Raw genomic sequence first — 14,026 nt, forward strand, 5'->3', positions numbered from 1 at the left:
TAGAGCGTATGTTCTAGTGTGGTGGTATGGGCGAGCAGATGTCAACCAGCACGCGGGCGCGCATCCTCACCGCGGCGACCGAACTGATGCGGCGCCAGGGCTACGGATCGACCAGCGTCAAACAGCTCACCGCGGCGGCCCGCGCGCCGATCGGGTCGCTGTATCACCACTTCCCCGAGGGCAAGCAGCAGATCGCCGCCGAGGCGCTGCGTACCAGCGGCGCGGCCTACATCCAGTTGCTGCCGTTGCTCATGGACCCGCACGAGGATCTGCGGGTGGCGGTGCCCGCGGCGTTCGCGGCGGCGGCCGCCGACATGGCGGCGTCCGGCTGGATGAACATGTGCCCGGTCGGGACGGTCGCCGGCGAGGTCGCCGACAGCGAACCGGAACTGCGCGCGGTGGCCGCCGAGGTGATCGAGTCCTGGCTCGCGCAGGGCACCGAGTATTTCGTGCGGCGCGGGCTCGCGCCGGAGTCCGCGCGCGAGTTCACCTTCGCGATGCTGAGCGCCCTGGAAGGCGCGTTCGTTCTCGGCCGCACGCTGCGGTCGGCCGAACCGCTGCACGCCGCCGGGCAGACGATGGCCGCGCACCTGGCACGGCTCCTGGATTCGAGTCCGGACGCGGTCAGGCGACCGTGAATTCCGCTGTGGTGCCGGTGAATCGCGCCAGCACTCCCCCGCCGTCGCGGCTGTCGCCGAAATACCGGATGCGGTAGCGTCCCGGCTCCGCCGTCTCCGGGACGGTCCACCGGATCGCGATCACGGAGGCGGCGGGCTGGCCTTCCGGGCGGGACCATTCCAGCTCGGTACACCAGTCGTTATCGTCGTACGCGCGCACCCAGTCCGCGCCCGTGGCGCGCTGGACCTCGAAATACGTTCCGCCGGTATGGAAGTCGTTGTTCGGGTGGGCGCCCGCGAACTCCACCGAAACCGTATGCCCCGCATGGTATTCCGGCTCGGGCTGGACCAGCACGTCACCGAAGCCATGACCCGCTGCGGGCACGTCCGGCGGCACCGCCGCAAGCAGGTTGGGCTGTGCGCCCGAGGACCAGTCCAGCGGAGCCGGGCCGCGGCCGGGGTCGACCCGGGCGGCCAGCGCGCGGGCCAGCCGGTCGAATTCCTGCATGTAGGCCGGGAGCGTCCAGCGGCCGTAGAGCGTCTCGCCGCCCTCGTACTGCTGTGAGACATACTCCTCGGGCGTGGTCACGTAGCCGTTGTACCCGTTGGCGTAGCCCTGTAGCAGCACGTTGTCCACCGGCGCCGCCAGGGCGCGGGCGACCACCTGCCGGATCCGCAGCCCCGACACCACCGTGTACTCCGCCGGGCCGGACGCCAGCACCAGATCGCCGATTCGCATGATCTGGATCGGCACCACCTGGGGCACCCACGGGCGCGGTGGCAGCACGCCGAGCGGCGCCACGATCAGCTTGGGCGCCTGCGCGTCTCGCATCCACTGCTCGATCGGGGCGTCGACGCCGCCGAGCGCGGCGACCATCGGGTTGGTGTCGCCTTCGCTCAGGAACGCCAGTTGGGTCTTCCAGTTGTCCTCGGAACTGGTGGCCGCGGCCGCGGCGCCCATCATCGCCGGGGCGGTGCGGGCGGGTTTACCGTCGGGCGTGTAGACACCGTCGATCGCGACGTCGGCCATATCCACATAGCGCAGCACCGCGTCCACGCCACCGGTGGTCATCGGTCGTGCCGAGGCGAAAGTCGCACGGCCCGAAAGGTATTGGCGCTCCCCGATCAGCGCGCAGTTCGCGCGATTGTCGTCGGTGGGGCCGCTGGGGCGCCACGGCGTGAGGTTCAGGTTCGGGGTCATGTCCCCCGCGTTGGTCTGCGCGAACGCGGCGACGAAGGCGGGTGCGCCGTCGAGGTGCCGCACGCCCATCTCGTCGTGTTCCCAGCGGTAGCTGGCGTAGCCCTTGTTGTCGACGGAGATCAGCGTGTTCTTGTCGGTGAGCGAGGTGCCGTGGGTGGCGAACCAGGTGATCGCGCCGACGTCCTTGCCGCCCTGCCGCAATCGCAGCACCGTGACCCGCGGATCGATGCCGCCCGGGAACTCGGCCTTGTCCGCGGCGGGGTTGAGTTCGAACGCCTCGCGCGAGCGGTTGGCGCTGGCGTCGTGCAGTTCGCCGTGACCGAGCAGCACGGTGCCGGGCGCCAGCCGCTCGTGCGCGGCCGCGATCGCCGCGACGATCCCGGCCACCTCCGCCTCGTGCGAGTTCTGCTGAAAGCCGTAGGCGGCAAGGGAATACGCGTACTCCCGCGCGGTGCCGCCGCACGAGTTGTGGTTGTGGGTGGCGTTGAGGTTGACGTTGCGCTCGGTGTAGAGCCCGCCGAAGCGCTCGGCAAGCCGCCGCAGCACCGCCAGGTGCACGGACTGGAACAGGCAGGCGACGTCCGCGTTGACGAACACCACCCGGTCGCCGGTGGCACGATCGACGATGACGTAGGCCCGCGCCCAGCAGCGCGTGAGCAGCCCGGTGGCGACCTGGTCGAGTTCGGAGTAACCCATCATGCCCTGCCCGGCGACCGCGCCGGTGACATCGGCCAGACCACACCCGACCAGATAGTCCTGGCCGTCCGCGGCGCGGCGGAGCGGTTGCGCCGCAGCGGGATTCGCACTCCCGACACCGGCCGCGACCGCCGCGGCCGTGCCGCCCGTCAGCATCGTTCGCCGGGAAACCGCCACCGTGGCTCCTTGGTTCCGTGGGTGTTCTGTTCGGCGAAGCGTACTGGACGCACGTCCAGGTTGCTACCGTTGTGCTGAATTATCGCCGCGAGCTGCGCCGATCCATCAGGTGACAACGACCTCCGCCATCAGCGGCAGCGCGATGACGGAGGTGCCGACCTGCAGCGTGAACGCGCCCGGCTCGGCCTTCCAGCCGTCCTCGGTCCAGTGCTCGAAGGCCCGCTGCGGCAACGCCAGTTCCACCCGCTGCGACTCCCCCGGTTCCAGGGTGACCGTCTCGAAGGCCGCCAGCCAGCGCAGCGGGCGCTCGATCGCACTGTGCTCGCGGGAGAGATAGGCCTGCACGACCTGTTTGCCCACGCGCTCACCGATATTGGTGACGGTCACCGTGGCCGTGCGCCCGGAGATATCGAGATTGCGCACCTCCCACGTGGTGTAGCCGAGCCCGTGCCCGAAGGGGTAGGCGGGCTCGACACCGGCCCGCAGCCAGGCGCGGTACCCGATGTGCACGCCCTCCGCGTAGTCCAGCGTGCCGTCGGCGGCGGGGGTGGTGTTCAGCACCGGGACGTCGGCCATGGTCTTGGGCCAGGTGGTGGGCAGGCGGCCGCCGGGTTCGGCGGCGCCGGTGAGCACATCGGCCAGCGCCGCGCCGAATTCCTGTCCGGGGAACCACGACAGCAGCACCGCCGGCACCTCGTCCCGCCACGGCAGTTCCACGGGCGCACCGGAATTCACCACCACCACGGTCCGTGGATTCACCGCCGCCACCGCGGCCACCAGCTCGTCCTGCCGGCCCGGCAGGCGCAGGGTGGTCCGGTCCACGCCCTCGCTCTCGATCTGCTCGGTGGTGCCGACGACGACCACGGCCACCTCGGCGGCGCGCGCGGCCTCGACCGCCGCCGCGAACTCCTCGTCCGGGGTGCGCCGGGGCCGGGCGGCGCCCAGCGTGACACCGAGGAACACACCGAGGCCCGGCAGCGCGGTCAGGTTGCCGACGGTGATGCGGATATCGACCTCCTCGCCCGCGGCCAGCGTCCGGGTCGCCTCGCGCTGCGGCGGATCCAGCAGCGCCGCAACGGGATCGGCGCCCGCGAACGCGACGTCGCCCTCGGCCACGGTCACGCCGTCGAGGTCGAGCCGCACCTGTCCGAGCGCGCCCGCGCCGATGCGCCACTCGCCCGCGCTGTCGGCACGCAGCCGGGCCCGCAGTTCCACCGCGGTGGCCCGTTCGGCCGCCGGGTCCCCGAACAGCACCAGATTTCCGGCGGCGCGGTGCTGGGTGTCGAGCACGGTATCCCCGTCGAGGTAGCGCAGGCACAGCCCGGGCGTACCGGTCTCGGGGTCGGTGATCAGCTCCAGCGGCGCGGGAGACAGCTTGTCGGACAACCAGACTCCCGGCGTGTAGGTCACCGGCAGGACGTCGCGCAGGCCTTCCAGGGGCGTCGTGGTGTGCGCCGGGATCACCGTGGCGCTGCCCCCGCCCATGAGCCGCGGCTCGGCGGCCGAGGGTCCCAGCAGCGCGACCGTGGTGCCGGGGCGCAGCGGCAGCACCTCGTCGTTGCGCACCAGCACCATCGCGTCGGCGGCCGCGCGGCGCACCAGCCGCCGCTGCTGATCCTCGGTGAAAGCCGGTGTGGCACTCGGCGTCCCGTCGAGCGCTCCGACCCGGCGCGCGAAACGCAGGATGCGGCGGACCTTCTCGTCGATCGCCTCCTCCGCGACCGCGCCCGACCGGACCGCCTGTTCCAGGGGCTCGCCCCACAGCAGCGGCGGCCCGGGCATGCACAGATCGGTGCCGCGCGCCGCGCCCTCGGTGGAGCGCACCGCGGTCCAGTCCGAGACCACCACGCCGTCGAAACCCCAACTGCCCTTGAGCGGTTCGTCCAGTAGCGGATGCTCCGTCATGGTGGTGCCGTCGACGGAGTTGTAGGCCGCCATCACCATCCACGCCCCCGCCTGCACGGCCCGCTCGAACGGGTACAGGTACAGCTCGCGCAGGGTCCGGTCGGTGGCGCGCACGTCGACGGTGAAGCGGTCGGTCTCGGAGTCGTTGGCCACGTAGTGTTTCGGGCACGCGCTCACGCCGTGGCGCTGCACCGCCCGCACGTAGGCCGCGGCCATCTCGGCGGTGAGCATCGGGTCCTCGGAGAAGCATTCGAAATGCCTGCCGCCCAAGGGCGATCGGTGCAGATTGACGGTCGGCCCGAGCACCGCGTACACGTTCTTGCGCCGGGCCTCGGCCGCGATCAGGCCACCGATCTCCGCGAGCAGCTCCCGATCCCAGGTGGCGGCCAGGGCGGTGCCCGAGGGCAGGCTCACCGACGGGTCGCGCTCGTCCCAGAATTCGCCCCGCACGCCGGACGGACCGTCGGACACCGGCATCTCCGCCAGCCCGATCGCCGCGTCGCCGGCCATCCGGAACATGCCGGCCCCGGACACCAGGCGCACCTTCGCCGGCAGATCCAGTTTCGCCAGCACCTGCTCGATCTCGTCGTCCATGCGCTGCCCCGTTCGTGTCGACTGTCGTGTCCCGGCCCGAGGCTACCGGCCGACTCCCCGGCGCCGTGGCCGTTGCGGCACGGCGCGGCGCGGGACACGCCCCGCATTCCGGGCACCATCGTGTTCCAGCGCGCCATCCGACGCGCGGGTACCCAGGCCGGCGCTGTGCCCCGGCGCGCCACCCGGCATGCCTCGCACTCCCGTTGCGGCCGGGTTCGAACGCGTCACGCGACATGCCCGGTGTTCCGGGCCGGCCAGTGCCCTAGCGCGGGGCACGTACGGGATCGATCCTGGTGATCACGGTGGTGTCGGCGAGCGTGCCTACGGTGACGGCCTGCCGGTAGACGCGGGTCGATCGGTCCAGGCGGGTCTCGGTGACGGTCACGAAGAACACGCCCGTCGGCTGCGGCACGATCTCCACGCAATGGCGTGTACCGACGGGCACGGTGGCGATGCCGACGTCGATCACCGCGGCGGTCGACACCCACGCGTCGGGTGCGGTCACCGCCCGCGCCACGACGCCCGAACGAGTGACGTAATACGCGTGCTGGAAGGCCAGGATCACGTCCGGCCCGGACGCGGTCGATCCCGGGCCGTTGCCCCGGACCAGTTCCGCGGTCCGCACCGGCTCGCACCCGCCCCCGCCGCCCAAGCCCAGGTCTGCCGTGCCGGCCAGCACCTCGGCCGTCGGCGGCACGCGGGCCTCGACGCGGCTCAACACCAGTCCGCCGACCACCAGCACGGTGCCCACCGTCGCGGCCGACCCCACCAGCACCGCGCGACCCCGCGTCCGCCGCCGGGGCGGAGCCGGTGCGATCATCCCCGGCCACACCGTTACGCGCGCGTCACCGCCGCGCGCCGCCGCACCGCCGCGCGACCTGCCGTGCCGTGCCCTGCGCCGCACCGCCATCGCCCACCGCACCCCCTTCCCGATGCGTGCCGCCCGTGGGACCCCGACCCGGCGGCAATATCGTTGGGCGCTAACAAGATTGCACATCCACGCCGGATTCGCCGGTCGAATGGCCAACTCCGCGGCCGGTGACGTCCGCGGACCCGCCGCGCCGCGGCCGAATCCGTTCGCGAGATGCTGTCGCGATGGCCTCCCCGCTCAAGGAACCACAGTCCCTTCCGGCCGAATTGCGCACATACCTGGCGGAGTTGGTGCGGCGCACCCACGATGTGTGTGGGCAGCGGTTGGTCAGCATCTTCGCCGTCGGCTCCGTGGCGCTCGGTGACTACCGGCACGGGCGCAGCGATGTCGACGTGACCGTGATCGCCGGACCTGCGCTCTCCGGCCAGGCCCTAAGCGAACTCGCGACCGCGCTCGCGGCGCTCGAGTGCCCGGCCGCGGGACTGGAGTTGGTGCTGTACGACAGCGATTTCGCGGCGCGGCCGTCCGGCGCGGCGGGATTCCGGCTCAATCTCAACTGCGGCCCGCTGCTGCCCTACCGAGCCGATCTCGATCCGTCCGGGGCGCCGGCCTTCTGGTTCGTCATCGACCGGGCGATCGCCCGCCAGTCCGGGCGACTCCTCTACGGCCGCCCCGTGGACCAGGCCCTTGCCGCACCCTCACACTCCGCGCAACTGGACGCGGTCCGGGCCTCCGTCCGCGCGCACGCACAGGACGAGGGGCATCTGGCCGACAACCAGGTACTCAACGGCTGCCGCGCCGTCGTCTTCTGCCGCACCGGCCGGTGGTTCGCCAAATCCGAAGCCGCGCAACGACTCGCGGAGTCCGACCCCACCGTCCGCCCGCTCGTCGACGAGGCGCTGCGCAGTTTCCGCCGGCCGCGCACGGCCGCGCTGCCACTGCCGCCCGGCGAGGTACAGCGATTCCTGTCGTGGGTGCGCGAGTACGTCGACAACACCGGCGACACCCAGCGATCGTCCTGATCCGCGCCGCGGCCACCTACGCCCGAGCAGCCGCGCCCGGATGACCTGCGCGGACCCGACGCCGATGCGCATGACACACCTATCACCTACCGATGCCCGCCCGGGGATCGCGTGCATACGCTGCCGCCTCGGGCAATTCGCACCATATCGGAGCCATAGTTGACAGTGCCACGTTCATCGAACCGTTCTGCCGCCGAACCGGTTTCGCACCACGGTTCGCCGGTCCAGCTCGACCGGGAGCGGGTGCCGCTGTACGCGCCCGAGTTCGCCACCGACCCGCACGCGGCGTACCGGTCGATGCGCGCCCGGTACGGCTCGCTGGTGCCGATCGAGCTGGCGCCGGGCGTACCGGCCACCCTGGTCATCGGCTACCGCACCGCCATCCGGATCCTGCACGACCCCGACCACTTCCCCGCCGATCCGCGCGGCTGGGAACACACCGTCCCGGCCGACTGCCCGGTGCTGCCCGTATTGCAATGGCGGCCGAATGCCATGCGCAGCACGGGCAACGAGCACGCCCGCTACCGCCGGGCCAACACCGACGGCATCGACGCGGTGGATCTGCACGCGCTGCACGCCACGGTCGAGCGGATCGCGGGCGCGCTGATCGCGGATTTCGAGGCCGCCGGGTCAGCGGATCTGGTGGCGCAGTACGCGTTTCCGCTCGCGTTCGCCGTCATCAACGCGATGCTGGGCTGCCCGCCCGAGATCGGTGAGCGGATCGCCGCCGCCACGGTCGCGGTGTTCGACGGCGACGACGCGGAACAGGGCAACAAGCTGCTGGCTTCGGCCGTACTGGAACTGGTCGAGCTGAAACGGCGCGAGCCCGGCGACGACATCACCTCGCGGCTGCTGGCCCATCCCGCCGCGCTCGACGACGCGGAGGTGATCCACCAGATCGTCGTGCTGTACGGCGCGGGCATCGAACCGCTGCAGAACCTGATCGGGAACGCGCTGCGGGTCATCCTCACCGACGACCGTTTCGCCGGTCACGTGATCGGTGGCAGCCTGTCCACCCGGGACGCGCTGGACGAGGTGCTGTTCGACGATCCGCCGATGGCGAACTTCTCGGTCACCTATCCGCGCCAGCCGATCCTGATCGAGGACAACTGGCTGCCCGCGCACCAGCCGGTCGTCGTCAGTCTGGCCGGATGCAATAACGACCCGCTCGTCAGCGCGGGTGACCACACCGGGAACCGGTCGCATCTGGCGTGGGGCGCGGGCCCGCACGCCTGCCCCGCCCGCTCGGCGGCCTATCTGACCGCGCAGGACGCCGTCGACCAGCTGCTGGACGCGCTGCCGGACCTCGCACTCGCCATCCCGGCCGCCGAATTGACCTGGCGGCCAGGGCCTTTCCACCGTGCCCTGACCGCACTGCCGGTCGTCTTCCCGCCCGCGCGGCCGCCGGTGTAGATCAGATACCGGCGGCCGGTTCGGTCATGTTCGCCGGGCGGGCGAAGGTGTCGGCGAAGACATCGGCCAGCCGCGAATCGTCGGCCGCCGCCAGCATCAACTCCTGCATCGGGCCCGGCGGGTCGAGCACGGTCGCCGTCCAGCGCGCGGCCGGGTAGGCGATATCGGTCAGCCACGGCTCGGCCGCCGCGATCATCCAGTCCCGGTCGAACGGACCGTCCGCGTGCCGCAGGATCGCCTCGCCGTATCGGAACCCACAGTGCACGGCGCTGTTGGCGCCCTGCGCGCCGCCCGGATCCATGCGGCACACCACGTCACCGCCGCCCAGCACGGCGGCGCCCGACGGCAGCGTGCCCACCGGCCGGCGCACCACGGGGGTGACCGCGCCGACCAGCGTGGCCCCGGCGTCGGTCAGTTCGGCATCGCAGTAGCGGTCCGCGAGAGCGGGCGGCAGATGCTGATCCAACAGCCGCCGGGCCAGCCGCAGCCGCTCGCCCGGATCGCCGACACCGCCGAACACATCCAGCGCGCCGCCGGGCCGCGCCTCGAAAAGCACCATCTCACAACGGCGTTCGGCCCCCGGCCGACCGGTCAGGCCGGGATAGGAGATCACCTCGCCCGTCCCGGGCAGCGTCACATATGTTCCCAGCTCGTCCGGGTCGGGCACGACGCCGTCGAGATACAGGGCCGCCAGCTGCCGCTGCGGGCGCGGCGGCAGGTCCCAGGCCGGGTCCGCCGGGAAGCAGGCGGCCAGCTCGCGATCCGCGCGCGTGACCACCGTCAGGTCGTAATCGGCTCTGCCGCGGTCGATCTCGGCGACCGTCGGCGCGTCGATCGACAGCTTCCCCCCGGCATCCGCGAACGCCCGCAACCAGCGGCCGAAGACCGTGCGCTGGTCGACGCTGCGCGCCGGACGGGTGAATCGCCCGGACCACTGCACCGCCACCGCGCGGTCGACCACCATGGTGAACCGGATGCCCGCGATCTGCGGCGCGGCCGACCGCCAGCAGTCCAGTCCCGCGGCCGACTCCAGATCCAGCGTGGGCGGGAACTTGACCTGCGTGCTGGTGACCGAACCGGACAGGATCGCCTCGCTGTCGCGGTCGGTGACCACGGTGACCTCCGCGCCACCGGCCAGCAGTCGATGGGCCAGCGGCAGTCCGCACTCACCGGCGCCCAGTATCCGTATCCGTCTCATCTCGGTTCCTCTCGACGCCATCGGGCCGAATGCCGCCGTCCGCTCAGGTCCACAGCCGCCGGCACGGCAGCGGCGGCAGATTGTCGCGCAGGTCCGAATCGATCGTCACCCTCGCACCGGCCTTCGCCACGGCAGCGGAGAACCGGGCAGCGACCGCCCGATCGTCCTGATAGTCGAAAACGATGGGCGGGCTGTCGAACCGCACTCGGATGTGACACGAGTCCGGGCTGGTGCCGCCCGGATGCGGCGTTCCGGCAACCACTGCGCGTATCTCACTGTTCGGCTTCGAGTTTCGTGGCCGCCGCGGGTCGGCGACCCATGCATAGTGACCCGGCGGCGCGCCGAGGACATCGGTAGATCCGGCACGGGCACGTAGGTAGGTATCTGCTCCCATCCGCGGCTACCCGTTCCCTCGGCGACGGCGGGTGGTTGCCTACTAAAGTGGCTGGATATGCCGCCGCACCGTCCGCACCGGGTGGGAACTCCGCCGACCGCCGCACCCGAATTCATCGGCCGCGAGCGTGAACTGGAACGGATCGCGACGCTGTTACTGGGTTCCGCGCGGTTGATCACCGTGATCGGCGCGGGTGGCATCGGCAAGACCCGGCTGGTGGTCGAGGCCGCGCAGCGATTCCACAAGGCTCGCAGCACCCCGGTGCACTGGGTCCGCCTGGCCCGGTTGCCGCGCGGCGCGGACACCGCGACCGTCGAGGACGAGGTGGCCCGGTCGGTGGTCGACACCGATTTCTCCGGCCGATCGGCGTGGCAGGCCCTGATCGACACGCTGGACCGCGGCGTCGGCCGCGCCGCCCAGACCGTGCTGATCCTGGACAACTGCGAGCACCTGCTGGCCGAGGTGGGCACGGTGATCACCGAACTGCTCGACACGGTGCCGCGGCTGACGATCGTCGCCACCAGCCGCGAACCCATCGGCTGGGTGGACGAACAACTGGTCGCGATCCCGCCGCTCACCCGCCGGCAGGCGGTCACCCTGTTCCGCCGCCGCGCCGCGCTGACCGGCCACATCCTCGACGAGACGCAGGACGCTGTGGTCGAGGAGATCTGCGCGCACCTGCACAACTATCCGCTGCACATCCGGCTCGCCGCGGCACGGCTGCGCCGCCAATCGCTGTCGATGATCCTCGGCGACCTCACCGGCGCGGCGAGCGATCGCCGGCTGCGCTGGTCGGCCGTCGCCCGGACCGGCGCCGACGAGCGGCACCACGGGATCGCGGATGTCATCGCGTGGTCGTTCGATCTGTGCGGCCCGAAGGAACGGCTGCTGTTCGAGCGACTATCGGTGTTCGCCGCGGGATACGACACCAATCCGGACGACACCGAGGACGGACCGGGACTCGACGTGGGCGCCGACCTGGACGCGATCGAGACGATCTGCTCCGGTCCCGACGGCACCGGCGCGGAGCTGGCCCGCGAGGAGATCGAGGGCCTGCTGGAACGCCTCACCGATCAATCGCTGGTGTCGACGCATCTGGCCGCCGACGCCGTGCGGTATTCGCTGCTGGAGAGCTTCCGGGTATTCGCACGGCAGCGGCTGGCGCACCGCGCCGCCGACGAGCCGCGACGACTGGCGGACCGCCATCGCCGCTACTACCGCGACCGGGTCACCGATGCCGCACTGAACTGGTTCAGTGACCGGGAGCACACGCTGCTCGCCTGGGCCCGCGCCGCTTGGGACAACCTGCAACTCGCGGTCGAGGGCAGTCTGGCCACGCCCGGCGAGGCGGTGATCGGACTGGAGATCGTCGCCGGGATGATCGGCCTGCGCGTGCCCTTTTTCAAGGGGTCGCTGCGGGAATCGCGCCGGTTGGCCGAACGCACGCTGGCGGCCACCCGCGGCGCCGGGCCGGAAGCGGCGGATCTCCAGGTGTCGGTGATGGCGTCGATCGCCTTCCTCAGCCTGTGCCAGGGGCTGTCGGGCGAGGCCGAGCAGATGCTCGAGCGATGCGTCGCGGCCTGTGTGCCCGACCCCGGCCGGTCCGCGGCCTGGCGAGCGGATCCGGTGACCGACGTCGGGCTGCCCGCGCCGGTGGAGTTCGCCTCCGGATGCGCCCTGATGCTCACGCACCTGGACGTTCGTGCCCTGACCGTGCTCGCGCGGGCACGCGAGAAGTTCACCGCGGCAAACGATTTCGGCAGCGCCACGATGAGCGAGATGTTCGAGGCGCTCGCCGCGGCCTTCCTCGGCACGCCCGCGCAGGCGCTCGAGGTCACCGGTCGCCACCTCGACGCCGCGGCCCGCTCCGGCGCGGAATGGGCGCGGTCCTGGGCCGAACTCGCCTGGGCCATAGCCGAAACCGCCCACGGCGATCCGCACGCGGCACTGACGCGCGGGCGCACCACCCTCGCTCGGCAGGTCGAGATGCGCGATTCCTGGGGCACGGTGTGGGCGGTGCACATTCGCGCGTGGACCTTGGCGCGCTTGCTCACCACGGACGGGCGGACCGATTCGGAGCGGGCCGCCGACCGGGCGGTCGAGATCGCGAGACTGCTCGGCGGGGCCGCGGCGCTGCGGCACGAACTCGGCGTCGACATCGCGCATCTCGGCCCGTTCGCCACCGAGACCGAGCGCGCCGCCGACCTCACCCGGAAAGCGCTGGGGCAGCACGACTTCGACACCGCGTGGGACGAGGGCGCCGCGTTGCGGCCGTCGCCGACCGAGGTGCCGCGGCTGGCCCTGGGCGACCTGACGCTGCGCCGACTCCCGGCCGACCGGCCGGGGCGCCGAGAAAGTCCCACGCCCTGGCAGTTGCTCACCGACGCCGAACGCGATGTCGCGGTGCTGGCGGCGGCGGGCTGGTCGAACACCGCGATCGCCACCCGTCGCGGCAGTTCGTACCGCACCGTCGACGCCCAGATGGCGGCCGTGCTGCACAAACTGATGATTCGCTCGCGCGACGACATCCTCCCCCTGGTCCCGGCCGAACACCGTGACCGGGTCGAACGCGAACGTGAACGCGAACCGCGCGCCACCCGCACCGGCGGGCGCGGCCTCACATGAACCGGAGCGGCACCGCGGGTAGTTCGGGTGTGCTCACCGCGTCGTCACATCGGTAGCTGGTCGGTGGCGCTCGTATCGGAGGGGGTTGCCGGGGCGGGTTCGGTCGTTCGCTCGCGGCGCAGGAACCAGCCGCCGACCAGCACCGGGACCATGATCAAGGGGACCGCGATGATCGCGCTGCGCTGCTCGGTGCCGCCACTGAACGCCATCAACACCACCACGCCGACGAGGAAGACCAGCGTCGCGATCCCGGTGTAGGGGGAACCCATCAGGCGGAAGGCGGGGCGTTCGGCACGCCCGCTGCGCCACCACTGCCACAATCGCAACTGGCACAGCACGATTGCGGCCCAGGCGGTGATCACCCCGAGCGCCGACATGTTCAGCACGATCTCGTAGGCGCGTTCGGGGACAATGGCATTGAGCCCGACGCCGGTCAGCGCAATCGCTCCGGTCGCCAGAATCCCCACGTACGGAACGCCGTTCGAGGACAGCGCGGCCGCGCGGGCCGGGGCGCTGCCACTCATGGACATGGATCGCAGGATCCGGCCCGTCGAGTACAGGCCCGCGTTGAGGCTGGAGAACGCCGCGGTCAGCACGACCAGGTTCATGACCGAATCCGCGCCGTGGACGCCGATGCGCGCGAAGAACGTGACGAATGGGCTCTCCCCCGCGCGAAACGCCGTGTACGGCAACAGCAGTCCGAGCAGCACGAGCGATCCGACATAGAACAGCGCGATACGCGCGATCACGGAATTGATCGCGCGCGGCATGATCTTCTCCGGATTCTCCGCCTCCCCGGCGGCGGTGCCCACCAGTTCCACCGCGGAGTACGCGAAGACGACCCCGGTCGTGACGACGACCAGCGGCAGCAGCCCGGTGGGGAACAGTCCGCCGTGGTCGCGCAGCACCGCGGGCCCGGTGCTGTCCCCTTCGATCGAGAAGCGCCCGGCCAGGAAAACGGTGCCGATCACCAGGAAGCTCACCAGCGCAACGACTTTGATCAGCGCGGCCCAGAACTCCAGCTCACCGAACCAGCGCACCGACACCAGATTGATCGCCACCACCACCGCCAACGCGACCAGCGCGATACTCCACTGCGGAATCGCCTTGAACGCGCTCCAGTAGTGCACGTAGGTGGCGATCGCGGTGATGTCGACGATGCCGCTCATGCACCAGTGGAAGAAGTACATCCAGCCGACCGCGTACGCGAGCTTCTCGCCGTAGAACTCACGGGCGTAGGAGACGAACGACCCCGACGACGGTCGGCGCAGCACCAGCTCGCCCAGCGCGCGCAGCACGAAGAAGACGAACAC

General features: G+C 71.4%; 10 protein-coding genes. 4 read left to right on the forward strand and 6 right to left on the reverse strand.

The features are described 5' to 3' along the window. Nucleotides 1–38 precede the first annotated feature (38 nt). Complete coding sequence (locus tag QH470_RS34275) at nucleotides 39–638, forward strand: TetR/AcrR family transcriptional regulator (protein ID WP_280276539.1); 600 nt, start codon at nucleotides 39–41, stop codon at nucleotides 636–638. Here the strand turns inward: QH470_RS34275 and QH470_RS34280 are convergent. From QH470_RS34280 to QH470_RS34290, 3 genes are all read right to left on the reverse strand, one after another. After that, a complete protein-coding gene (locus QH470_RS34280) occupies nucleotides 625–2,691 on the reverse strand; it encodes a neutral/alkaline ceramidase (RefSeq protein WP_280276540.1) in 2,067 nt (688 codons plus the stop codon). The two genes, QH470_RS34275 and QH470_RS34280, sit on opposite strands and share 14 nt — an antisense overlap. Nucleotides 2,692–2,796: 105 nt before the next feature. Next, on the reverse strand, nucleotides 2,797–5,190 hold the full coding sequence (locus QH470_RS34285; protein ID WP_280276541.1) for a beta-glucosidase family protein: 2,394 nt from the start codon (nucleotides 5,188–5,190) through the stop codon (nucleotides 2,797–2,799). A 262-nt stretch (nucleotides 5,191–5,452) separates the two neighbouring features. Continuing rightward, nucleotides 5,453–6,010, reverse strand: coding sequence for a DUF8176 domain-containing protein (locus tag QH470_RS34290; RefSeq protein ID WP_280276542.1), 558 nt, complete (start codon nucleotides 6,008–6,010; stop codon nucleotides 5,453–5,455). A 275-nt stretch (nucleotides 6,011–6,285) separates the two neighbouring features. On the opposite strand from QH470_RS34290, the gene QH470_RS34295 reads away from it, so the two are divergent. After that, a complete protein-coding gene (locus QH470_RS34295) occupies nucleotides 6,286–7,083 on the forward strand; it encodes an aminoglycoside adenylyltransferase domain-containing protein (RefSeq protein ID WP_280276543.1) in 798 nt (265 codons plus the stop codon). A 159-nt stretch (nucleotides 7,084–7,242) separates the two neighbouring features. Next, the gene (locus QH470_RS34300) at nucleotides 7,243–8,496 is read left to right on the forward strand and encodes a cytochrome P450 family protein (protein WP_280276544.1); all 1,254 of its coding nucleotides are present in this window, start codon (nucleotides 7,243–7,245) and stop codon (nucleotides 8,494–8,496) included. Nucleotide 8,497: 1 nt separating this feature from the next. On the opposite strand, the gene QH470_RS34305 is transcribed toward QH470_RS34300, so the two are convergent. Next, on the reverse strand, nucleotides 8,498–9,694 hold the full coding sequence (locus tag QH470_RS34305; protein WP_280276545.1) for a styrene monooxygenase/indole monooxygenase family protein: 1,197 nt from the start codon (nucleotides 9,692–9,694) through the stop codon (nucleotides 8,498–8,500). A 43-nt stretch (nucleotides 9,695–9,737) separates the two neighbouring features. After that, the gene (locus QH470_RS34310; protein ID WP_280276546.1) at nucleotides 9,738–9,956 is read right to left on the reverse strand and encodes a hypothetical protein; all 219 of its coding nucleotides are present in this window, start codon (nucleotides 9,954–9,956) and stop codon (nucleotides 9,738–9,740) included. Nucleotides 9,957–10,145: 189 nt separating this feature from the next. Here QH470_RS34310 and QH470_RS34315 point away from each other — a divergent pair, with 189 nt between their 5' ends. After that, nucleotides 10,146–12,713, forward strand: a complete 2,568-nt coding sequence (locus QH470_RS34315; protein WP_280276547.1) for an ATP-binding protein — start codon at nucleotides 10,146–10,148, stop codon at nucleotides 12,711–12,713. A gap of 44 nt (nucleotides 12,714–12,757) precedes the next feature. Here the strand turns inward: QH470_RS34315 and QH470_RS34320 are convergent. Next, on the reverse strand, nucleotides 12,758–14,026 hold a 1,269-nt coding region (locus tag QH470_RS34320; protein ID WP_280276548.1), incomplete at its 5' end, for an amino acid permease.

The sequence above is a fragment of the Nocardia wallacei genome (assembly GCF_029868745.1).
GTDB lineage: Bacteria > Actinomycetota > Actinomycetes > Mycobacteriales > Mycobacteriaceae > Nocardia > Nocardia wallacei_B.

Bases quoted from the DNA above. Each gene is read 5' to 3' on its own strand.
- QH470_RS34275 (WP_280276539.1), top strand. From the start codon at position 39: ATGTCAACCAGCACGCGGGCGCGCATCCTCACCGCGGCGACCGAACTG.
- QH470_RS34285 (WP_280276541.1), bottom strand. From the start codon at position 5,190: ATGGACGACGAGATCGAGCAGGTGCTGGCGAAACTGGATCTGCCGGCG.
- QH470_RS34290 (WP_280276542.1), bottom strand. From the start codon at position 6,010: ATGATCGCACCGGCTCCGCCCCGGCGGCGGACGCGGGGTCGCGCGGTG.
- QH470_RS34295 (WP_280276543.1), top strand. From the start codon at position 6,286: ATGGCCTCCCCGCTCAAGGAACCACAGTCCCTTCCGGCCGAATTGCGC.
- QH470_RS34305 (WP_280276545.1), bottom strand. From the start codon at position 9,694: ATGAGACGGATACGGATACTGGGCGCCGGTGAGTGCGGACTGCCGCTG.
- QH470_RS34315 (WP_280276547.1), top strand. From the start codon at position 10,146: ATGCCGCCGCACCGTCCGCACCGGGTGGGAACTCCGCCGACCGCCGCA.